Below are 23,763 nucleotides of genomic sequence, written 5' to 3' on the forward strand. Positions count from 1 at the left end.
TGTGTTTAATTGGTTCAAGAAAAAAAATAAAGGAAAAGAAGAAATAAAAGAAGAAATAAAAGAAGAAATAAAAGAAGAAATAAAAGAAGAAGCTATACAGGATATAGAAGAAAATGAGGAATTAACAGATGGACAATCATCAGAGGAAGCAGAAGAAGTAGAAGAAATAGAGCAAGTAGAAGAAACCCATGATGTGAAATCTGTTGAAGAATCTGGAAAAGAGAAGCTTGGATTTTTTAGCAAAATAGTAGAAGGGCTCACTAAAACTAGAAAAGAAATGTCAAATAAAATTGACTCTATTATATCTTCTTATAAAAAAATTGATGAAGAGCTCTTTGAAGATTTAGAAGAAGCATTAATAACAGCAGATGTAGGGGTTTCTACGACTATGAAACTAATTGATAACCTAAGAGATAGGATAAAGCAAGAAAAAATATCAGACCCTTTAGAAGTTAAAAATTTATTGAAAGACGAGATAAAGAAATTAATGAAAGAGTCTGTAGATGATAATTCATTAAATATTGAACCTAGTCCAAGTGTTGTTTTAGTTGTAGGTGTAAATGGAGTTGGAAAGACAACTACAATAGGCAAGCTATCTCATAATTTTAAGAATAAAGGTAAAAAAGTTTTAATAGCTGCAGCTGATACATTTAGGGCAGCAGCTATAGAGCAATTAGAGGAGTGGAGTCAAAGATCAAAAGTAGAATTTATTTCTCACAGTGAAGGTGCAGATCCGGCAGCTGTTATATTTGATGGTATACAGGCAGCAAAAGCAAGAAATACAGATATACTAATATGTGATACTGCAGGTAGGCTCCACAACAAGTCAAACTTGATGAATGAATTAAATAAGATATTTAGAATAGTAGATAGAGAATATAAAAATGCAACAAAAGAAGTATTACTTGTATTAGATGCTACTACAGGACAGAATGCAATAATCCAAGCAAAAACATTTAAAGAAGTTGCAAATATTACAGGAGTAGCCCTTACAAAATTAGATGGAACAGCCAAAGGTGGAGTGGTAATAGCATTACAAGCTGAATTAGGCCTTCCCATAAAGCTAATTGGAGTAGGCGAAGGTATAGAAGATTTACAGCCTTTTGTTGTAGATGATTTTGTAGAGGGGATAATAGAATAAAGTCCAGAAAAATAATTTGAAAAAGTATTGACAATCAAGATAAAATAGTGTAAAGTATTCCTGTCAAGTAAAAACCTTGACAGGAATACTTAGTTGGTGATAAAATGATTGAGAAGACAGTAGAATTAGGATTTTTATTTGACTTTTATGGAAAATTGCTCAGCAAAAGACAATATACAATAATTGAGCTTTTTTATATTTATGACTTATCCCTTACAGAGATAGGGGAGGAGATGGATATAACTAGGCAAGGTGTATATGATACTTTACAAAGGGCTGAACAAAAACTATATAAATATGAAGAAAATTTAGGATTGATAAAAAAATTTAAAAAGATAGAAGATAATTTAGAAAATATATTAAGTGTTTCTAAAGACATAGAAAAGATAGCAAGAGAAAATAATAATAAAACTATTTTATTTAAAACTAAAGAAATACAACAGACGGCTAATCGTATATTGGAAAATAGTGAGGAGGGATTAGACTGATGGTATTTGAAAGTTTATCAGAAAAGCTTCAAAATGCCTTGGGGAAATTAAAAGGAAAAGGGAAACTTTCAGAAAAAGATGTAGACTTAGCTATGAGAGAAGTTAAATTAGCCCTATTAGAAGCTGATGTAAACTTTAAGGTTGTAAAAGATTTTATAAAAAGAACAAAAAATAGAGCTATTGGTTCTGAAGTAATGAATAGTTTAACTCCGGGACAGCATGTAATTAAAATAGTAAATGAAGAACTTACTAATTTGATGGGAGAAAAAGAAACAAAAATAAACTTTGCTTCTACTCCTCCAACTGTTATTCTCATGAGTGGGCTTCAAGGGGCAGGTAAAACTACAACATCAGGTAAATTAGCACTTAAATTAAAAAAACAAAATAAAAGGCCTCTATTAGTAGCTTGTGATGTATATAGGCCAGCAGCTATAAAACAATTAGAAGTAGTTGGGAGACAAGTAGATGTACCTGTTTTTTCAATGGGTAACAAGGTTAATCCTGTAGATATAGCCAAAGCATCTATAGAACATGGTAAAAAACATGGAAATGATGTAATTATAGTTGATACTGCAGGGCGACTTCACATAGATGAAAGTTTGATGAAGGAAATAGAAGAAATTCACAATGCCATAAATCCTCAAGAAGTTTTATTAGTTCTAGATGCTATGACAGGACAGGATGCTGTAAATGTGGCTAAGTCCTTCAATGATAAGTTAGATATCTCAGGAGTTATACTTACAAAACTAGATGGAGATGCAAGAGGTGGTGCAGCACTTTCTTTAAGATCAGTAACTGATAAACCTATTAAATTTGTAGGGATGGGTGAAAAGCTAGATGACTTAGAAACTTTTCATCCAGATAGAATGGCATCAAGAATACTGGGAATGGGAGATGTTTTAAGTCTTATAGAAAAAGCCCAATCAAGCTTTGATGCAGAAAAGGCAATTGAATTAGAAAAGAAAATTAGAACTTCTCAATTCACCTTTGATGACTTTTTAGATCAATTAGAGCAGATGAAAAACATGGGACCTTTGGACCAGATATTAGGAATGATACCTGGTGTAAACTCTAAAGCTTTAAAAGGTTTAGATGTAAGTGAAAAAGACATAAATAGAATTCAAGCTATAATAAAATCCATGACCAAAAAAGAAAAAACAAATCCTGAAATTATAGATAGTAGTAGAAGAAAAAGGATAGCAAATGGTAGTGGAACAAAAGTACAAGAGGTAAATAAATTATTAAAACAATTTAAAGAAACAAAAAAAATGATGAAACAATTTACAAATATGGAAAAAACCATGAAGAAAAAAGGAAAGTTTGGATTACCCTTTTTCTAAATATATATTAAATTTTAAAGGAGGTGAAATAAATGTCAGTAAAGATCAGATTGAAAAGAATGGGAGCTAAGAAAAATCCTTTTTATAGAATAGTTGTAGCTGATTCTCGTTCTCCTAGAGATGGAAGATTTATTGAAGAGATTGGCTATTATAATCCATTAACTGAGCCTAAAACAGTTAAAATAGATAATGAAAGAGCTATGAATTGGTTAAACAATGGAGCTAAACCAACTGATACAGTTAATAGATTGTTTAAAGAAAATGGTATGTATGAAGAATCCGAAACTAAAGTTGATGAGAAATAGTTAGGAGGGTTTTTTAATGAGTGATTTAGTAGAATATATAGCGAAAGCTCTTGTGGATAATCCTGATGAAGTAAGTGTTAATGAAGTTGAGGGTTCTCAATCTATTATTATTGAGCTTAAAGTTGCTGGAGAAGACATGGGTAAAGTAATAGGAAAGCAAGGTAGAATTGCAAAAGCTATAAGAACTGTTGTAAAGGCAGCTGCTATTAAAGAAAACAAGAGAGTTGTAGTTGAGATTATTCAATAGTGGGTGTAAAAAATGGATTATACAATAATAGGTAAGATTATAAATACTCATGGAGTCAGAGGAGAATTAAAAATTCATCCTATGACTGGAGATATAGATAGGTTTTCAGATTTAAAAAAGGTTTATATAGGAGAAGATAAAGAAAATCTTACAGTAGAAAAGGTAAGATATCATAAGTCTTTTGTTATAATAAAATTTGGTGAATATGATAATATAAATCAAGTTATTCCTTTCAAAGAAAAATATATCTATGTAGATGATGGGGATAAGGTTGTCTTACCTAAAGATAGTTACTTTATAGATGATTTAATAGATTGTAAAGTATTTGATTTAGATAATAAAGAAATAGGTCATATAAAAGACATAATATATACTACTAAAGATGATGTGTATATTGTTAAAAGCTCTTTTGACAATAAAGAATATTTGATTCCTGCTATTAAAAAATTTGTAAAAGATGTTGATATAAAAAATAAAATAGTTATCATAGATCCTATAGAAGGAATGATAGAATGAAAATAGATATACTAACTCTATTTCCAGAATTCTTTTCAAGCTTAAACAATTGGAGTATAATTGGAAGGGCTATAAAGAATGATATCCTAGATATAGACTATATTAATATCCGAGACTTCTCTAAGAATAAGCATAAAAATGTGGATGATTATCCATTTGGAGGAGGTCCTGGGATGATAATGACTCCAGAGCCTATTTATGATTGTATATCCAGTGTTAAAAAAGATAGTTCGAAGGTAATCTATCTTTCGCCACAGGGAAAAGTCTTAAATCAAAATATTTTAAATAGATTATCAAAAGAAGATCATCTTGTATTATTATGTGGACATTACGAAGGAATTGATAATAGAATAATAGACAATTATGTTGATGAGGAAATATCCTTAGGTGATTATGTATTAACTGGAGGAGAAATTCCAGCTATGGTACTAGTTGATGGAATATCAAGACTACTAAAGGGAACATTGAGTAGTGAAGAATCTTTTGTAGAAGAATCCCACTATAATGGATTACTTGAGCATCCTCAATATACAAGACCTAGAGAATTTAGAGGAATAAAAGTTCCTGATGTTTTATTATCTGGAAATCATAAAAAAATAAAAGAATGGAAAGAATACCAGTCTTTAAAGACAACTCTTATAAAAAGACCAGACATAATTCACAATCTTAAACTAGATAAAAACAAACAAAATATATTATCTATTATAAAAGATGATATGAATAATAAATAGTTGAATTAGCAAAGAGCGTATGCTATAATACCAAGGTATGAATCAGGATGGTCCTCTGCTAATGAGCAAGAACATCTAAATCGAAGGGAGGTTCGAACAATGGATATTATAAAAATGATAGAAGATGAACAATTAAGAGATGATTTACCTAAATTTAATGTAGGTGATACAATTCAAGTTCACTATAGAGTTATAGAGGGAACACGTGAGAGAATTCAGATATTTGAAGGTACAGTTATTAAGATTCAAGGCGGTGGAGCTAGAAAGACTTTTACCGTAAGAAGATTATCTTATGGAATTGGAGTAGAAAGAACTTTCCCAATACATTCTCCTAGAATTGGCAAGATTGTAGTAGGTAGAAAAGGTAAGGTAAGAAGATCTAAACTTTATTACTTAAGAGACAGACAAGGTAAAGCAGCTAAAGTTAAAGAAAAGAAATTCTATTAATTAAATTGGGACTTGTACAGTCCCTTTTTTATATTCAGGGGTGAATAATTTATGAATATTAATTGGTATCCTGGACATATGAAAAAAACTAGAGAATCTATTAAAAAAAATCTATCCCTAGTAGATATTGTATTTGAATTAATAGATGCAAGAATTCCTTATAGTAGTTCTAATCCAATTATAAGTGATTTGATAGGAGACAAACCAAGAATAATAATACTAAATAAATCAGATTTAGCAAGTCCTAGAGGTAATGCTATTTGGCAAAAGCATTATAATGATCTAGGATTCAATAGTGTTCTTTTGAATTCTATTACTAAAAAAGGCATAGATAAGTTAATACAATTATCTAATGAATTAACAGATGAAAAAAGAGGGAATTATGCAAAAAAAGGAGTAATAAATAAAAAGATAAGAGTAATGATTATAGGCATTCCAAATGTTGGAAAATCTACTTTGATAAATAATATTTCACAGAAAAAAGGTACAAAAACTGGAAATAGACCAGGGATTACTAAGATGAATCAATGGATAAAGACAAGTGGTAATTTAGAATTACTAGATACTCCGGGTATTCTTTGGCCTAAATTTGAAGAGGAAAAGGTAGCTTTAAATTTGGCCTTTACTGGTGCCATAAAAGATGAAATATTAGATACAGAAACTCTTGCCCTTCGACTTATAGAAAGGATAAGAGAAATATCTCCAGAAGAATTATCTAAAAGATATAATTTAGACATTAAAGATGATACTGAATCTTTAGATATAATGATTGAAATAGGGAAAAATAGGGGATGTATTATTAGAGGAGGAGAAATTGATTTTACTAAGACAAGTAAAATTATTTTAGATGAGTTTAGAAAGGGAATTATAGGAAATATAACTTTAGAATTGCCAGAAGATAGGTGATATAGTGTTAGAATTAGAAAATATGATATACTCAAAGGGATATAAAACTATTGCTTGCATAGATGAAGTAGGCAGAGGGTGTCTTTTAGGAGATGTGGTGGCTTGTGCCATAATAATGCCCAGGGGCTTAATAATAGAAGGTGTAAATGATTCAAAGAAATTGTCTCCTAAAAAAAGAGAAGAATTATATGATATTATATTAAAAAATGCAATAGGTATTGGAATAGGGAGGATAGACTCTCAGACAATAGATAAGATAAATATAAAGCAAAGTGCTAGATTAGCTATGAAGTTGGCAGTTGAAAACATAAAAGATAGAGAATTCCAAGATATTACACCGGATTATTTACTTGTAGATGCTGAAAAAGTTGATTTAAATATTGCTCAAGATAATATAGTCAAGGGGGATGCGAAATCACATGGAATAGCTTGTGCTTCAATTGTTGCCAAAGTTTATAGAGACAGACTTTGCTTAGGTTGGGAAGAAGAGTTTAAAGGCTATAATATTAAAAAACATAAAGGATATGGCACAAAAGAGCATAGGGAAAATATTAAAAAATTAGGTTCATGTCCTATCCATAGAAAAACATTTTTAAAAAATATTTTAAAATAAATTAAAACATGGAGAAAAAATGGGAAATATAGATAAAGGGAAATTTGGAGAAAACCTAGCAAAAAAATTTTTAATAAACAAAGGTTATAGAATAATAGAAATGAATTATAAAAACAAAATAGGGGAAATAGATATTATTGCATTAGATAAGGATATTTTGGTTTTCGTTGAAGTTAAATCAAGGACAAGTAATATTTATGGATATCCCTATGAATCTGTGAATTTTAAAAAACAAAGAAAGATAATAAATACATCTATGGTGTATATCAAATATAAAAAAGCTTTAGATATGCAATTGAGATATGATATTATTGAAGTATATTTGACAAAAAAACATAAAATAAATCACATAGAAAATGCTTTTTCTGTTTAAAAAGAAGCAATTTGTCAATTCCTAACTATTGCCTAGGTAATTAAATATTTTTTAAAAGGGATGAAAAAAATGTATTCTAAATTAAATACTTGTGTTTTACAAGGTTTAGATGGAAATATTGTAGAGGTAGAGACAGACTTATCGCGGGGAATGCCTGTATTTAATATAGTAGGATTAGCAGATGTATCTATAAAAGAGTCTAAAGAAAGAGTCAGATCAGCTATAAAAAATAGTGGCTATGAATTTCCCTTAAGTAGAATAACTATAAATTTAGCACCTGCAAATTTGAGAAAAGAAGGTTCACAAATAGACTTAGCAATTGCTGCAGGTATACTTTTATCCAATGGAGTAATAAAAAAGGCTGATTTTTCTGATACTATATTTATAGGAGAATTATCCTTAGATGGGAGAATAAATCCTATAGAAGGTACATTGCCAATGGTAATATCAATGAGACAATCAAACTTAAAAAAATGCATAGTACCCTATGAAAATAGAGAAGAATGTAGTGTGATAAAAGGTATAGAGATAATCCCTGTAAAGACATTAAATGATTTAGTTAATTATTTAAATGGAGAAATCGATATAGATTCTTATGAAAATAAATCTTTTGAAGAAAAAGAACCTATAGACTATGATTTAGATTTTTCTGATATAAAGGGGCAAGAAAGTCTTAAAAGGGTTTTAGAAATAGCTGCGGCTGGATCTCACAATGTTCTAATAATAGGACCACCTGGTTCTGGTAAAACTATGGCTGCCAAGAGATTACCAGGAATATTGCCAAAATTATCCTTTGAAGAATCAATTGAATCAACTAAAATATATAGTATTTGTGGATTATTAAAATCTAAAGATTTAATTCGAGAAAGACCTTTTAGATCTCCCCATCATACTAGTTCCAATATTAGTATGATAGGCGGTGGAAGGATCCCTAAACCTGGAGAAGTTTCACTTGCACACAATGGAGTATTATTTTTAGATGAACTTCCGGAATTTAAAAAAAGCGTATTAGAAGTTTTAAGACAGCCTATGGAGGATGGAGTTGTAAATATTTCAAGAATAAATGCAAGCATCTCTTATCCTTCTAAGTTTATGTTTATAGCAAGTATGAATCCTTGTCCTTGTGGTTATTTGGGAGATCCTCTACATGAATGTACTTGTTCACAAAGAGATATAGATAGATATTTGGGGAAAATAAGCAATCCTTTACTTGATAGAATAGACATACATATAGAAGTATTGCCTGTAGAATATAAAGATTTGCAATTAGAAAAAGGTGGAGAATCATCTTCCGCTATAAGAAATAGAATAGAAAAGGCAAGAAATATTCAATTAAATAGATATAAAAAAAGTAATATTTATAATAATTCACAACTCTCCAGTAAAGAGATAAAAAAGCATTGTAAACTATCTAAAACTTCAGAAAAGATATTTCGACAGGCTTTTGATAAATATAAATTTAGTGCAAGGACTTATAATAAGATATTAAAAGTTGCAAGAACAATTGCAGATTTAGATGAAAAGGAAAACTTAGAAGAACATCATCTATTAGAAGCTATAAGTTACAGGACATTAAATAATAAATACTGGGGGTAGTTTAAATGGAGATTAGGGAAAGGGATATTCTTGTATGGCTGAACTCAAAGGGGGGTAGTAATAAGGCAATTGAAAATTTAAAAGAATACTTCGTAGATTTAAGAGAGATTTTAAATTTAGATAAAAAAGTTGCTTATTATAAAAAAATTAATGGGAAGAGTTTAAAAAGGATCCCTGATAATATAGATAAATATGAAATAGACAATTATATAAATACATTAAAAGAAAAAAATATAGATACAATTACAATATTAGATAATGATTATCCTGAGAAATTAAAAGAAATATATAATAGACCTGTAGTTTTATATAAAAAAGGAAACCTAATAGAAGAAGATAATTTAGCCATAGCAGTAGTAGGTTCTCGAAAGACAACTCCCTATGGAAGGTGGGCTTGTGAAAACTTCACCAAAGAATTGGCAAAATTAGGGGTCACAATAATAAGCGGTATAGCACTTGGTGTAGATACTATAGCCCATAAAACAGCTATAGAAAATGGAGGAAGAACTTTAGGCATAATTGGAAATGGATTAAATATTACTTATCCTAAGTCAAATCAAAAACTATATTGTGAAATAATAGAAAATGGAGCAATTCTCACTGAGTTTCCTCTGAACACTCTTCCACTTTCTTATAATTTCCCTCAACGAAATAGGATAATTTCAGGATTGTCTTGTGGAATTATAGTGGTTGAAGCTAAGGAAAAATCAGGCTCTTTAATTACTGCTCATCATGGACTTGAACAGGGAAAAGATATATTTTCTATTCCTGGCAATATTAATAGTATATATAGCAAAGGAACAAATAAATTGATAAAAGATGGAGCAATCCCATTAATGGATATTGATGATATTTTAAATGAAATATATGAATTCAAAACCATAAAAGAAAGCAAAAATGAGAAGAATTTAGCAAGCATAGACTTAAGTGAGACTGAAAAAAAGATTATAAAAATAATAGAACAAGGGCCTACTCATTGTGATACTATTGTAAATCAGACTGGTATAGATATTTCCACAGTTACAAGTATATTAACAATATTAGAGATAAAAGGCTTAATTAGAGAATCAACTAGTAGAACATTCATGATTTCTTAGTTGATACGGGGGTGTATGCAATGGCAAAAAATTTAGTAATAGTTGAATCTCCAGCAAAAGCAAAGACAATTGGAAAAATTTTAGGTAGAAATTATAAAGTAGTAGCTTCTGTAGGTCATATTAGAGATTTGCCTAAGAGTAAGCTAGGAGTTGATATTGAAGATAATTTCAAGCCAAAATACATTACTATTAGAGGTAAGGGGCCTGTAGTAAAAGAACTTAAAAAAGAGGCTAAAAAATCTAAAAATATATTTTTAGCAACTGACCCTGATAGAGAAGGTGAAGCTATATCATGGCATTTGGCCTATATATTAAATATGGACATGGAAGAAAAAATGAGAGTAGAGTTTAATGAAATAACAAAAGACTCTATTAAAAAAGCAATAAAAACTCCTAGGACTATAGATTATGATCTAGTAGATGCTCAACAAGCAAGGAGAATATTAGATAGATTAGTGGGATATAAAATAAGCCCCTTATTGTGGAGAAAAATCAGCAAAGGGCTTAGTGCTGGAAGGGTTCAATCTGTAACAACTAAACTTATCTGTGATAGAGAAAAAGAAATAGAAGATTTTGTTCCCCAAGAATACTGGAGTATAAATGCTAAATTAAAGAAGAACAATATGGAATTTGAGTCAAAATTTGTAGGGGAATATATAGATGGAAAAGAATCTAAAATTGAATTAAATAATGAAAAAGAAGTAAAACAAATAATAGACAATTTAGATAAAGGTAATTTTATAGTTGAAAAGGTTAAAAAGGGAGTAAGAAGTAGAAATCCTTACAATCCATATACTACAAGTACACTACAGCAAGATGCTTCTAAAAAGTTAGGATTTAGTACTAAAAAAACTATGCGAATAGCTCAACAGTTATATGAAGGAATAGATATAAAAGGTGAAGGTACTTCAGGGTTAATAACCTATATGAGAACAGACTCTACTAGAGTATCTCAAGAGTCTAAAGATTTGGCTAAGGATTATATATTAGAACATTTTGGGGCAGAATATTCAAGTGGTGGAAAGACAAAGGCAAAAAGACAAAAAAAGGATACTCAAGATGCTCATGAGGCAATAAGACCTACTGGGGTTTTTAGATATCCAAATAAGATAAAAGAATTTTTATCTAGAGATCAATATAAATTATATAAATTAATTTGGGAGAGATTTGTGAGTTCTCAAATGACTCCTGCTAAGTATGAAACTTTAAAAATTGATATAACAAGTAATGATTATTTATTTAGAACTACAGGTTCTAAATTGGCCTTTAAAGGATTTTTAGAACTATATTCTAGTGTAGATGAAGAGATTGAAGATAATGAAGTGCCTGATTTAGTTGAAGGTGATAAATTAAAGGCTAAAGAAATAAAACCAAATCAACACTTTACTAAACCTCCAGCTAGATACAACGAAGCTTCACTTATAAAAACTTTAGAGGAAATAGGTGTAGGGAGACCTAGTACATTTGCACCTACAATATCTACAATACTATCTAGAAATTATGTATTATTAGAAAATAAATCCTTTTATCCTACTGAGTTAGGGGTTTTGGTAAACGATTTATTAGAAGAATACTTTAAAGAAATTGTGAATGAAGAATTTACAGCTCAATTAGAGGAAAAATTAGATGATATAGCTGAAGGGAAATATTCTTGGGAAAGTGTAATTAGTGAATTTTATGAGCAATTTCATAAAGTTTTAAAAGTTGCAGAGGAAGAAATAGAAGAAGTCGAAATAGAAGATGAAGTCACAGATGAAATTTGTGAAAAATGTGGGAAAAACCTAGTAATAAAACGAGGGAGATATGGAAAGTTCTTAGCTTGTCCAGGATATCCAGAATGTAAAAATACTAAACCTATACTAGATAAAATAGGAGTAACTTGTCCTCTTTGTGAAAAGGGTGATATAGTTAAAAAGAGGTCAAAAAAGGGGAGAGTGTTTTATGGATGCAGTAATTATCCAGATTGTAAATTTGTCTCCTGGGATGAACCATTATCTGAAAAATGTCCTGTTTGTAATGAATATATGATAATTAAAAGGAATAAAAAGGGAGATACTATTAAATGTAGTAATAAAGAATGCGGATATTTAAAAAAAACAAAAGAAAATTGATAAAAAGACTGTACATTTGACAAAAAATGTAGTATTGTCTATATTAGAATATTCAGAATTGGGTATTTAGATATTAGATATAGAATTTAACAAACTAATATAGAATGTTATACAAAATTTAAGGAGGAAAAATAGTGAAAAAATTATTAGAGAAAACTAGAAGGTTAAACAAAACCTTACAAAGTTATGGTTCTGAACCCGTTTCATTTAATGAATTGAGCAAAATATTAAGTGATATATTAGAGGCAAATGTGTATATAGCAAGTAAAAAAGGTAGAGTTTTAGGATATAAACTTGCAAAGGGATTTGAATGCGATATAATTCAATCAGAAGTATCTAAAACTCAAAGATTTCCAAAGGAATATAATGATGAATTATTGTCTGCATTTGAAACAAAAGAAAATGTAAAGGGATTTAGTGATTGTGTGTTTGATAATGACCAAGAATGCAATCATGAAGGCAAGACAGCTACAATCGTGCCAATAAATAGTGCTGGTGAAAGACTAGGAACTTTATTACTAGCAAGATTTGGAAAAGAATTTACAGAGGCAGATATGATTTTAGCTGAATATAGTGCAACAATAGTTGGAATGGAAATATTAAGATCTAAAACTGAAGAAATAGAGGAAGAATCCAGAAAAAAATCAGTAGTACAAATGGCAATAGGAACTTTATCATATTCAGAATTAGAAGCAATGGAGCATATTTTTAATGAGTTAGATGGAAGTGAAGGACTTTTAGTAGCAAGTAAGATTGCTGACAGAGTTGGTATTACAAGATCTGTGATAGTAAATGCATTAAGGAAGTTCGAAAGTGCTGGTGTCATAGAATCTAGATCCCTAGGTATGAAGGGTACACATATAAAAATATTAAATGATAAGCTTTTAGAAGAATTAAAAAAAGCAAGGGAATAAAAAAACTTAAAAAATAATTGATTATAGTATATTCTTGTGTTATACTACTAAGGTGATTACACACATTCTTGGATATTTAAGGTAGTCCCAAATGGGTCTTTAAGTAAATGAAGAGGATGGAGGAAAAAAACTTGGAGGTGATGGTATGTCAGTGATTACAATGAAAAATCTACTAGAAGCAGGTGTTCATTTCGGACATCAAACTAGAAGATGGAATCCTAAGATGGCTCCTTATATATTTACAGAGAGAAACGGGATTTATATTATTGACTTACAAAAAACGGTAAAAAAGGTAGAACAAGCTTATAATTTCATAAGAGAAATTTCAAGCGAAGGTGGAGAAGTACTATTTGTAGGTACTAAAAAGCAAGCTCAAGAAGCTGTTGAGAGTGAGGCAAAGAGATGTAATATGCCTTATGTCAATCAAAGATGGCTTGGAGGAATGTTAACTAATTATAAGACTATTAAAAAAAGAATTGATAGACTTCATGAATTAGGAAGAATGGAAGAAGAAGGTATATTTGAAATATTGCCTAAAAAAGAAGTAATCCAATTAAAACATGAAGAAGAAAGATTGGAAAAATTCTTAGGTGGAATTAAAAATATGGAGAAAATGCCAGATGCTATATTTATAGTAGACCCAAGAAAAGAAAGAATAGCAGTTAAAGAAGCTGAGATTTTAGGAATACCAGTAATAGCTATAGTTGATACTAACTGTGATCCAGATGAAATTGACCTTGTAATCCCTGGTAATGATGATGCTATTAGAGCTGTAAAATTATTGACAGAGACAATGGCAAATGCAGTCTTAGAAGGTAGACAAGGAGAACAAATAGAAGAAGTAGAAAATATAGAAGAATAATTAAAAGGGTAAGGGCTATTATTAATTTATACCCTTACCATTTTTAACAATCAGGAGGTTTACAAAAAATGAAGATAAGTGCATCATTAGTAAAAGAGCTAAGAGAAACAACAGGAGCAGGTATGTTAGACTGTAAAAAAGCTTTAGTGGAAACTGAAGGTAATATAGAAAAAGCTATTGATTTATTAAGAGAAAAGGGCTTATCTAAAGCTGCAAAAAAAGCAGGTAGGATAGCATCTGAAGGATTAGTTGACTCCTATATACATGGTGGAAGAATTGGAGTTTTAGTTGAAGTTAATTCAGAAACTGACTTTGTTGCTAAAACAGATGAGTTTAAATCTTTTGTTAAAGACATAGCTATGCAAATAGCAGCTGCAAATCCTCAATATGTAACTAGGGAAGAAGTTCCAGAAGATGTTGTTGAAAGAGAGAAATCTGTTTTAAAACACCAAGCTCTTAATGAAGGAAAACCTGAGCATATTGTAGAAAAAATGGTAGAAGGAAGAATAAATAAGTTTTATGAAGAAATTTGTCTTCTAGATCAAAACTACATCAAAGATCCTGATAAAAAGGTAAAAGATCTTTTAAATGAAAAAATTTCTCAAATAGGGGAAAATCTAAAAATTAGAAGATTTGCTAGATTTGAAGTAGGGGAAGGACTAGAGAAAAAAGAAGAAAACTTTGCTGAAGAAGTAGCAAAGCAAATGGGTAATTAATTATAGGAGAACATTAAATGTTCTCCTTTTGAATAATATAGTGATGTACATAAAGGGAGGTATAAAATGGAACCCATTTTTAAAAGGGTTATTTTAAAATTAAGTGGTGAAGCTTTAGCTGGAGGTAAGGGAACAGGAATAGATAGCGAGACTATCTTAAATATAGCAGAGCAAGTAAAAGCTTTACATGAATTAAAGGTTGAGGTAGCTATAGTTGTAGGTGGTGGAAACTTTTGGAGAGGTAGAACTGCTACTACTATGGACAGGACCACATCAGATCATATGGGCATGTTAGGAACTGTTATGAATGCATTAGCTCTACAAGATGCTTTAGAGAGTATAGATGTAATTACAAGAGTTCAGTCTGCTATTGATATGAAACAGATTGCAGAACCATATATTAGAAGGAGAGCTATAAGGCATTTAGAAAAAGGAAGAGTAGTGATATTTGCAGCAGGCTCTGGGAACCCTTATTTTTCAACAGATACTGCAGCAGCCCTAAGAGCTGCTGAAATAGAGGCAGAGGTTATACTATTAGCCAAAAAAGGTGTAGATGGAGTTTATGATAGTGACCCTAAAATAAATAAATCTGCACAAAAATTTGACACATTAAAATATATTGATATACTGAACTTAGGGTTGGGAATAATGGATTCCACAGCAACTTCTTTATGCATGGATAACAATATTCCACTAATAGTTTTTGGTATAGATAGTTCAAATAATATCGTAGATGTAGTATTAGGAAAAGAAATTGGTACACATGTAAAGGAGGATTAATAATGTATTTGGATGTTCACAAAGAAGCTGAAACAAAGATGAAAAAGGCAATTTCGGTTTATAAAGAAGAATTACAAAGTATAAGAGCAGGAAGAGCTAATCCAGCATTATTAGATAGGATTAGTGTAGATTACTATGGACAAATGACTCCATTAAAACAAGTTGGAAGCATATCTGCTCCTGAACCAAGATTGTTAGTTATTCAACCATGGGATCAAAACTTAATTCCTGAGATTGAAAAAGCTATACTTAAATCTGATTTAGGATTAAATCCTTCTAATGATGGAAAGCTTATTAGACTTCAGATTCCACAACTTACAGAAGAAAGAAGAAAAGATTTAATAAAACTTGTAAAAAAGAATGGAGAAAATTCTAAAATAGCCATTAGGAATATTAGAAGAGATGGTATTGATCAAATTAAAAAGATGGAAAAAAGTAAAGATATAACAGAAGATGAAAAAATACAAGCTGAAGATGAAATGCAAAAATTAACAGATAAATATACTAAAGAAGTAGATCTTGTTACTAAGAAGAAAGAAGAAGAACTATTAGAAATTTAATTAAAACCCCTTCTTGCAAGAAGGGGTTTTAATTCTGGAGGATATAATATGAGTTCTAAGTACTTAGAAAAAATAGATTTAAATAGATTGCCTAAACATATAGCTATAATAATGGATGGAAATGGAAGATGGGCAAAAAAAAGATTATTACCTAGAAATGCTGGGCATAAAGAGGGAATGGAAAGGGTAATAGAAGTAGTAGAATCATGCCAAAAAATAGGAATAAAATATTTAACTTTATTTGCTTTTTCTACAGAAAACTGGAAAAGACCTAAAAATGAAGTAGATGGCCTTATGAAAATTTTAATAATATATATACAAAGAGAATTAGACAAATTACATAAGAATAATGTAAAACTCCAAATCTTAGGAGATATTTCAGAACTACATAAATTACCTAGGGAAAAGGTGATTAAAGCTATAGATAAAACTAAGAATAATTCTGGAATGACTTTAAATATAGCTTTAAACTATGGTGGACGAGATGAAATAATTTATGGTGTTAAAAATATATTAAAAGATTTTGAAATGGGTAAAATAGATATAGATGAAATAAATAGTGATAGCTTTTCAAGTTATTTGTATACAAAAGATCAACCATATCCTGATTTACTTATAAGACCTAGTGGTGAATTGAGAATTAGCAATTTTTTACTTTATCAAATAGCTTATACAGAATTTTGGTTTTCTGATGTATTATGGCCAGATTTTAAAGAAGAGGAATTATATAAGGCAATTATAGATTATCAGAGCAGAAATAGAAGGTTTGGAGGAATTTAGGTGAGTTCAATTCAGAAAAGAATTACATCAGGCGTCATTGGAATTATATTATTATTTTTTATTGTTTTAAAAGGTGGATTGTATCTGAGTGTATCTACTTTTTTACTCTCCTTAATAGGTATAAGAGAATTGTTTAATGCTTTTAAAAACATTGGAATTAAACCAATAAATTACATAGGCTATTTAGCTACTTTTTTAATTTACATAAGGAATTATTATACTTCATTATCGATGGGTGATATAATAATATTAATTGTTATTGGATTACTTATATTCTTTGTATTAAATAAAGACATAAGTATTATAGATATAAGTTTAACTTTATTTGGGATTATATATATTCCTTTTTTATTATTTCACTTATTACCTTTAGATGAAACTAAGTATATTTGGTTTGTATTTATTATTTCCTTTGGTACAGATACATTTGCTTACATCTTTGGAAATCTATTTGGCAAAAACAAGCTAGCTCCTAATTTAAGCCCGAATAAGACAATAGAGGGTTCTTTAGGAGGGGTATTAGGTAGTCTAGTACTCACATTGGTTTATGCAATATATATTAAACTTGATATTACATTTAATTTAGTCTTAATGTCTATAATTATATCTATCATTGCTCAGTTAGGAGACTTAACGGCATCTAAAATAAAAAGATGGACAAAAATAAAAGATTATGGATCTATTATGCCAGGACATGGTGGGGTTCTAGATCGTTTTGATAGTATTATTTTTACTATACCTTTAATATATTACTATGTAGAGTATTTTTTAATTTAAATAATAGGTGGTGCTTATATGCAAACAGCAATATCAGCAATATTTGTATTTTTGCTAGTAATATTACTTCATGAATTAGGTCACTTCACAGTTGCAAAATTAGTTGGTATTAAGGTTAATGAATTTTCAATTGGGATGGGTCCTAAAATATTCCAAAGACAAAGTGGAGAAACAAAATATACCCTTAGGATTTTACCCATAGGAGGCTATGTTAAAATGGAAGGAGAGGATGAAGATTCCAGTGATCCTAGAAGCTTTGGAAAATCCAGTCCATTAGCTAGAATGGGTGTTTTATTTGCTGGAGCTTTTATGAATTTTGTGTTGGCAGTTATAGTATTGTCTATAGTAACATTTAATATTGGAGTTCCTACTACTACTATAGATGAAATCGAACCAGACTCTCCTGCCCAATATGCAGATATGATAAAAGGTGATAAAATAGTACAAATTGACAATATTGATATTGATAATTGGGACACTCTAGCTAATACTATAAGCGATTCAAAATCAGGAAAAGAATTGGAGATAGATATAATTAGAGATAATACGGAGCATACAATTACAGTGACTCCAATTGAGCAAGAGGATGGTCGTAAAGTAATTGGGATTAGACCAGAATATGAAAAATCCTTATTGTCCTCTATTAAAGGTGGATTTGAAAAAACAGGAGTATTTTTAAAGTTGATGTTTGAGTTTGTAAATATGATATTTAGAGGCGAAGTTTCAACTAAAGACTTAGCTGGTCCTGTTGGAGTTATAAATCAAGTAGGGGAAGCAGCTAAGATGGGCTTTACTAATCTACTCTTGATGTTAGGATTTATAAGCGTAAATTTAGGATTTTTTAATTTATTACCTATACCAGCTTTAGATGGTAGTAGAATAGTGTTCACATTTATAGAATTAGTAAGGGGAAAACCTGTTAATCCTGAAAAAGAAAACTTTATACATCTAATGGGATTTGTTTTTTTAATTCTTCTGATGTTGGTTGTAACTTATAGAGATTTAATTAGAATAGATATATTATAAAGGGTGGAATTATGAAAAGGAAAAATACAAGAGTAATAAAGGTTGGAGATGTACTAATTGGTGGGAGTAATCCTATTTCAATTCAATCTATGACAAATACTCTGACTAAAGATATAGATAGCACAGTAAATCAAATTAAAAGCTTAGAAAAAGCAGGTTGTGATATTATTAGAATGGCAATATCAGATTTTGATGATGCTAAGGCTATACCTATAATTAGGAGAAAAATAAATATACCTATAATAGCGGATATCCAATATGATTATAAACTTGCATTAGAGTCTATAAAACACGGGGTTGATGGACTTAGAATTAATCCTGGAAATATAGGTAGTTTAGATAGAGTTAAGGAGATAGTAGATGGGTGTAAGCGAAATGAGATATCTATAAGAATAGGAGTGAATTCAGGCTCTATTAAAAGGGAGTATTTAGATAAATACCATGGAGTAAACGAAAATTCCATGGTTTATAGCGCCCTTGAACAGATTAAACTACTAGAAGATTTAAACTTTGATAAGATAAAAATCTCTTTAAAATCTAGCAATGTTTCATTAAGTATCAAAGCTTATGAAAAAATGTCTAAGATATGCGACTATCCTCTACATCTTGGAATTACAGAAGCAGGACCATCTTATCAGGGAATTATCAAGTCTTCTGTTGGTATAGGTTCACTTCTATCAAGGGGAATAGGTGATACTATACGTATATCTCTTACTGAAGACCCAGTAGAAGAAGTCAAAGTAGCTATGGAAATTTTAAGATCATTGGGACTTAGGAAAAAGGGGATAGAAATTATATCGTGTCCTACTTGTGGAAGAACTAAGATAGAATTGATAGAAATGGTGAAGAAGGCTGAAAGAAAACTGGCCAACATAGATAAAGATTTAAAAGTTGCTATTATGGGTTGCCCAGTAAATGGACCTGGTGAGGCAAAGGAAGCAGACATAGGTATTGCAGGTGGAAATGGAGAGGGTTTAATCTTTGTCAAAGGTGAAATTATTAAAAGAGTGAAAGAAGAAGATCTCCTAGATGAATTAATAAGTGAAATAAAAAAAATGTAGTTTTTTATACAGGTTTAGGAGGTGTCTTGTATGGAAAAGATTAGTTTAAATAAATTTATAAACAATGAAAAATATATATATTTAAAAAAATTCAATATAAACATTTTAAAAGTAAAATTGATAAAAGAAGAGATGAAGATTTGTATTTTATTAAATAGTGATAAGCTTTTAAAAAATGAAATTAAATTGGATATAGAAAATCTCTTTAGGGAGAACTTAGAGGACTTCCATATATCTATAGATATAAACTATGATATTGACTTTGAAAAAGCAGAAAATATGGATAAATATATTGAAGAGATAAAAGGTACTATATTAAGGGCTATACCATCGAGTAGCTCTTGGATTGGAAATTTAAATTTTAAAATTCAACAAGATTCATTTTTATTGATATTCCCCAATGAAATGAGTCTTTTTTCAATGAAAAGAAATGGATTTAAAAAAAGATTAGCTGGGAAAATTTTTCGTGAAACAAAATTAAGATTAGATTTAATACTAGAAGAAATAGAAAAAGATGAACAATTTTTAAAAGATAAGCATATTGAGGAAATCGAAATTTCTAAAAAAACATTAATAGCAAGTGAAAATAAGCAGCCAGAAAAGTCTATTAAACCTAAAGAGAATTATTCTTTTGGAAAGCATATAAAAGAAGAATCCACCAATATAAAAAATATAAATCTACAAACTGGAAATGTAGTTGTTAAAGGTGAAATATTTGATATAGCTTCTAGAGACATTAAAGGGAATAAATTATTAATTACTTTTTATATTTCAGATGGAACTGAATCTATACAGGTTAAAAGTTTCTTGAAGAAAGACGAGGGAGAAGAGTTATTATTAAATATAGATGAAGAATCCTATTTATTAGTTAATGGAGATGTTGTATTTGATAATTACATTAAAAGTCAATGTATAATGCTAAAGTCTCTTCAAAAGATAAAAAAGCAAATACGAAGAGATAATGCAAAAGAAAAAAGAGTAGAGCTTCATATGCATACTAAAATGAGTTCAATGGATGGAATAGCTAGTGTAGATAAAATAATAAATAGAGCTAAATATTGGGAACATGAAGCTATCGCCATAACAGATCATGGAGTACTTCAAGCCTTTCCAGAAGCTATGGAAATGGGGAAGAGATTAGGTATAAAAGTTATCTATGGTCTTGAAGGATATTTAGTTAATGATGCTAAAAGAATAATAAATAACTACAATTCTAATATTGACTATGATGAATATGTAGTATTTGATATAGAGACTACAGGACTATCTGCTATTAATGACGAAATTACTGAAATTGGTGCTATAAAATTAAAGGATGGAAAAGTAATAGATGAATTTAGTCAGTTGATAAATCCTAAAAAACCTATACCTGAATTCATTACTAAATTAACAGGAATAACAGACGAAATGGTATCAGATAAGCCTTTTATAGAAGATGTTATAGGTGACTTTAAAGAGTTTATAAAGGATTCAGTTCTTGTAGCTCATAATGCCAGTTTTGATGTAGGTTTTATAAGGGAAAAGCTTAAACTTATAAATTCAAATTTAAATAATCCAATATTAGATACATTAGAACTTGCTAGATCTGTATTTCCAAATCTTAAAAATCATAAACTAAACAATATAGCTAAATACTTAGATATAGAACTTTTGAATCACCATAGGGCAGTAGATGATGCTGTAGCAACTAAAGATATATTACTGAAAATATTAGAATTATTAAAAGAAAAGGGAATTATAAGTTTTGATCAAATCAATAATTTAAAAGATAATAAAGATGTAAGAAAAGATCGGGTATTTCATATAATACTATTAGCAAAGAACAAAATTGGATTGAAAAATCTATATAAAATTGTATCTAAGTCTCATCTAGATTACTTCCACAGAAAACCTAGGATACCTAAATCATTAATATCAGAAAATCGGGAAGGACTTTTAGTAGGAAGTGCTTGTGAAGCAGGAGAACTGTATAAAGCAATATTAAACGGATCCAGTAATTCTGAGCTAAGAAATATTGTTAAATTTTATGACTATCTAGAAATTCAGCCATTAGATAATAATAGTCATTTAGTAAGAAATGGCATTTTAAAGGATAGGGAACAATTAAAAGAAATAAATAGGCAGATATATAAATTGGGCAAAAAAGGGAATAAACTAGTAGTAGCTACAGGGGATGTTCACTTTTTAGATCCAGAAGACGAAATATATAGAAGAATACTAATGAGTGGTCAAGGTTTTAATGATGCAGATTCACAACCACCTCTACACTTTAAAACTACTGATGAGATGTTGGAAGAATTTAATTATTTAGGAGAAGATGTATCTCATGAAGTAGTGATAAAAAATACGAATTTAGTTAATAATATGATTGAAGATATTGTTCCTATACCTGAGGGAACTTATCCTCCTGTAATCGAAGGAGCAGAGGAAGAGCTTAAGGATATAACTTACAAAAAAGCCTATGATTTATATGGAGATCCTCTTCCAAAGATAGTAAAGGACAGGCTAGATAGAGAACTAGAATCAATTATTAAAAATGGATATGCTGTTATGTATATAATAGCTCAAAAACTAGTTTGGAAGTCTCTAGAAGATGGATACCTAGTAGGTTCTCGAGGCTCTGTAGGATCTTCCTTTGTAGCTACAATGAGTGGAATTACTGAAGTAAATCCTTTAGCTCCACATTATGTGTGCCCTAATTGTAAATATAGTGAATTCTTTGAAGATGGAAAGATTGGTTCTGGTTCAGACTTAGAGGATAGAAATTGTCCTAAATGTGATTCTGTTTTACTAAAAGATGGCCATAATATACCCTTTGAGGTTTTTCTTGGTTTTGAAGGGGATAAAGAGCCAGATATTGACTTGAACTTTGCTGGTGAGTATCAATCCACTGCACATAAATATACTGAGGAACTATTTGGAGAAGGTTATGTATTTAGAGCTGGAACTATAGGAACTATTGCTGACAAAACTGCTTATGGATTTGTAAAAAAATATTTTGAATCAAATGAAATAAATATAAGTCCAGCAGAGGTAAATAGATTGTTAAAGGGTTGTACTGGGATAAAAAGAACATCAGGTCAGCACCCAGGAGGAGTTATGATAGTTCCTAAACATATGGATATACACGACTTTAGTCCTATTCAATATCCTGCAGATGATAAAAAGTCAGGTGTAATAACTACTCATTTTGATTATAATGCCATAAGTGGTAGAATATTAAAACTTGATATTCTAGGACATGATACGCCTACTATCATTAGAATGTTAGAAGATATCACAGGGGTAGATTCTATCTCTATACCTTTAGATGAACCATCTACTATGAAATTATTTACTAGTACAGAGCCTCTAGGAATAACAAAAGAAGATATAAAATGTCCTGTAGGGACTCTTGGGATTCCTGAGTTTGGAACTAAATTTGTTAGACAGATGCTTGTGGATACCCAACCAAATGCTTTTTCAGAGCTTGTTAGGATCAGTGGATTATCCCATGGGACAGATGTATGGTTAAACAATGCCCAGGATTTAGTTAGAAAAAAAATGGCTAAATTAGGTGAGGTTATTTCTACTAGGGAAGATATTATGCTATATTTAATAAATGCAGGTTTAGATAAACAAAAATCTTTTAAAATAATGGAAAATGTAAGAAAAGGTAGAGGATTATCTAAAGAAGATGAAGACAGTATGAGAAGTCTTGATTTGCCTTCTTGGTATATTGATTCTTGTAATAAAATAAAGTATATGTTTCCAAAGGCTCATGCTGTAGCTTATGTGATGATGTCGTTTAGAATAGCATATTATAAAGTGCATCATCCAATGGCTTTCTACTCTACCTACTTTACTACCAAGGCAAATGATTTTGATGCACAACTTATACTTAAGGGAGTTGAAGCTGTAGAAGAAAAAATCATAGAATTGGAAAGTTTGGGAAATGATATTACTACAAAGGAAAAAAATCTTTATACAGTTATGGAAGTAGTCCGAGAAATGTATAAAAGAGGATTTAGATTTCAAAATGTAGATTTATATAAATCTCATAGTGATAAATTCTTAATAAATGGAGATAGCATCTTACCTCCACTAAAGAGTTTAGATGGAGTAGGAGAAAATGCTGCTAGAAATATTATGGAGGAAAGGCAATTTTCTAAATTTATTTCTATTGAAGATTTGGTAAAGAGAACTAAAGTATCAAAAACGGTTATAGAAGCTTTAGCTAGTCATGGATGTCTTGTAGGATTGCCAGAAAGCAATCAAATTAGCCTTTTTAGTATTTGATTTTATATATCGTACATGATATAATATTTGTAACAATAACAAGGTTTTTCTGGTAAAGAGTGGGTAATCCCACTCTTGATTTTTTATGGAGGTGACTT

At 29.9% G+C, this 23,763-nt stretch carries 24 protein-coding genes; all 24 read left to right on the forward strand.

Annotation, left to right across the window (positions count from 1 at the left end):
• The first annotated feature begins 1 nt into the window (after position 1).
• The 24 genes from ftsY to AC4PG3_RS07240 all read left to right on the forward strand — a co-directional run bounded on the left by ftsY (position 2) and on the right by AC4PG3_RS07240 (position 23,665).
• Positions 2-1,141: a signal recognition particle-docking protein FtsY gene (gene ftsY / locus AC4PG3_RS07125; protein WP_492195971.1), complete on the forward strand. Its 1,140-nt coding sequence runs from the start codon at positions 2-4 to the stop codon at positions 1,139-1,141.
• A 104-nt stretch (positions 1,142-1,245) separates the two neighbouring features.
• A complete protein-coding gene (gene ylxM / locus AC4PG3_RS07130) occupies positions 1,246-1,629 on the forward strand; it encodes a YlxM family DNA-binding protein (protein ID WP_492195972.1) in 384 nt (127 codons plus the stop codon).
• Positions 1,629-2,969, forward strand: a complete 1,341-nt coding sequence (gene ffh / locus AC4PG3_RS07135; protein WP_492195973.1) for a signal recognition particle protein — start codon at positions 1,629-1,631, stop codon at positions 2,967-2,969. Before ylxM ends, ffh begins: the two co-directional genes overlap by 1 nt.
• 32 nt (positions 2,970-3,001) lie before the next feature.
• Positions 3,002-3,274, forward strand: a complete 273-nt coding sequence (gene rpsP / locus AC4PG3_RS07140) for a 30S ribosomal protein S16 (protein WP_492195974.1) — start codon at positions 3,002-3,004, stop codon at positions 3,272-3,274.
• A 16-nt stretch (positions 3,275-3,290) separates the two neighbouring features.
• Positions 3,291-3,521, forward strand: coding sequence for a KH domain-containing protein (locus tag AC4PG3_RS07145; protein ID WP_492195975.1), 231 nt, complete (start codon positions 3,291-3,293; stop codon positions 3,519-3,521).
• A 12-nt stretch (positions 3,522-3,533) separates the two neighbouring features.
• Entirely contained in the window at positions 3,534-4,037 is a 504-nt protein-coding gene (gene rimM, locus AC4PG3_RS07150; RefSeq protein WP_492195976.1) for a ribosome maturation factor RimM, read from the forward strand.
• Positions 4,034-4,768 (forward strand): tRNA (guanosine(37)-N1)-methyltransferase TrmD, encoded by a 735-nt coding sequence (trmD, locus tag AC4PG3_RS07155; RefSeq protein ID WP_492195977.1) that lies wholly within the window; start codon positions 4,034-4,036, stop codon positions 4,766-4,768. Before rimM ends, trmD begins: the two co-directional genes overlap by 4 nt.
• Before the next feature lie 99 nt (positions 4,769-4,867).
• Entirely contained in the window at positions 4,868-5,215 is a 348-nt protein-coding gene (gene rplS / locus AC4PG3_RS07160) for a 50S ribosomal protein L19 (RefSeq protein ID WP_492195978.1), read from the forward strand.
• Positions 5,216-5,266: 51 nt separating this feature from the next.
• Positions 5,267-6,121 (forward strand): ribosome biogenesis GTPase YlqF, encoded by an 855-nt coding sequence (gene ylqF, locus AC4PG3_RS07165; RefSeq protein WP_492195979.1) that lies wholly within the window; start codon positions 5,267-5,269, stop codon positions 6,119-6,121.
• A 4-nt stretch (positions 6,122-6,125) separates the two neighbouring features.
• Positions 6,126-6,734 carry a ribonuclease HII gene (rnhB, locus tag AC4PG3_RS07170; RefSeq protein WP_492195980.1) on the forward strand — a complete coding sequence of 203 codons (609 nt, stop codon included), beginning with the start codon at positions 6,126-6,128 and terminating at the stop codon, positions 6,732-6,734.
• A gap of 19 nt (positions 6,735-6,753) precedes the next feature.
• Positions 6,754-7,107: a YraN family protein gene (locus AC4PG3_RS07175; protein WP_492195981.1), complete on the forward strand. Its 354-nt coding sequence runs from the start codon at positions 6,754-6,756 to the stop codon at positions 7,105-7,107.
• Positions 7,108-7,176: 69 nt separating this feature from the next.
• Positions 7,177-8,703 carry a YifB family Mg chelatase-like AAA ATPase gene (locus tag AC4PG3_RS07180; RefSeq protein ID WP_492195982.1) on the forward strand — a complete coding sequence of 509 codons (1,527 nt, stop codon included), beginning with the start codon at positions 7,177-7,179 and terminating at the stop codon, positions 8,701-8,703.
• A 5-nt stretch (positions 8,704-8,708) separates the two neighbouring features.
• Complete coding sequence (gene dprA, locus AC4PG3_RS07185; protein WP_492195983.1) at positions 8,709-9,800, forward strand: DNA-processing protein DprA; 1,092 nt, start codon at positions 8,709-8,711, stop codon at positions 9,798-9,800.
• Between the two features lie 20 nt (positions 9,801-9,820).
• Positions 9,821-11,911, forward strand: coding sequence for a type I DNA topoisomerase (gene topA, locus AC4PG3_RS07190; protein WP_492195984.1), 2,091 nt, complete (start codon positions 9,821-9,823; stop codon positions 11,909-11,911).
• 134 nt (positions 11,912-12,045) lie between these two features.
• Positions 12,046-12,825, forward strand: a complete 780-nt coding sequence (gene codY, locus AC4PG3_RS07195; protein WP_492195985.1) for a GTP-sensing pleiotropic transcriptional regulator CodY — start codon at positions 12,046-12,048, stop codon at positions 12,823-12,825.
• A 145-nt stretch (positions 12,826-12,970) separates the two neighbouring features.
• Positions 12,971-13,687 (forward strand): 30S ribosomal protein S2, encoded by a 717-nt coding sequence (gene rpsB / locus AC4PG3_RS07200; RefSeq protein WP_492195986.1) that lies wholly within the window; start codon positions 12,971-12,973, stop codon positions 13,685-13,687.
• A 68-nt stretch (positions 13,688-13,755) separates the two neighbouring features.
• On the forward strand, positions 13,756-14,403 hold the full coding sequence (gene tsf, locus AC4PG3_RS07205) for a translation elongation factor Ts (RefSeq protein WP_492195987.1): 648 nt from the start codon (positions 13,756-13,758) through the stop codon (positions 14,401-14,403).
• A 66-nt stretch (positions 14,404-14,469) separates the two neighbouring features.
• A complete protein-coding gene (gene pyrH / locus AC4PG3_RS07210) occupies positions 14,470-15,183 on the forward strand; it encodes a UMP kinase (protein ID WP_492195988.1) in 714 nt (237 codons plus the stop codon).
• Between the two features lie 2 nt (positions 15,184-15,185).
• Entirely contained in the window at positions 15,186-15,743 is a 558-nt protein-coding gene (gene frr, locus AC4PG3_RS07215; RefSeq protein WP_492195989.1) for a ribosome recycling factor, read from the forward strand.
• Between the two features lie 48 nt (positions 15,744-15,791).
• On the forward strand, positions 15,792-16,523 hold the full coding sequence (uppS, locus tag AC4PG3_RS07220; RefSeq protein ID WP_492195990.1) for an undecaprenyl pyrophosphate synthase: 732 nt from the start codon (positions 15,792-15,794) through the stop codon (positions 16,521-16,523).
• Positions 16,524-17,300 carry a phosphatidate cytidylyltransferase gene (locus tag AC4PG3_RS07225; RefSeq protein ID WP_492195991.1) on the forward strand — a complete coding sequence of 259 codons (777 nt, stop codon included), beginning with the start codon at positions 16,524-16,526 and terminating at the stop codon, positions 17,298-17,300.
• A gap of 18 nt (positions 17,301-17,318) precedes the next feature.
• Positions 17,319-18,326, forward strand: a complete 1,008-nt coding sequence (rseP, locus tag AC4PG3_RS07230) for an RIP metalloprotease RseP (protein WP_492195992.1) — start codon at positions 17,319-17,321, stop codon at positions 18,324-18,326.
• Positions 18,327-18,337: 11 nt separating this feature from the next.
• A complete protein-coding gene (gene ispG, locus AC4PG3_RS07235; protein ID WP_492195993.1) occupies positions 18,338-19,387 on the forward strand; it encodes a flavodoxin-dependent (E)-4-hydroxy-3-methylbut-2-enyl-diphosphate synthase in 1,050 nt (349 codons plus the stop codon).
• Positions 19,388-19,417: 30 nt separating this feature from the next.
• The gene (locus AC4PG3_RS07240) at positions 19,418-23,665 is read left to right on the forward strand and encodes a PolC-type DNA polymerase III (protein ID WP_492195994.1); all 4,248 of its coding nucleotides are present in this window, start codon (positions 19,418-19,420) and stop codon (positions 23,663-23,665) included.
• Positions 23,666-23,763 lie beyond the last annotated feature (98 nt).

This window comes from Tissierella sp. QWL-11 (assembly GCF_058683765.1).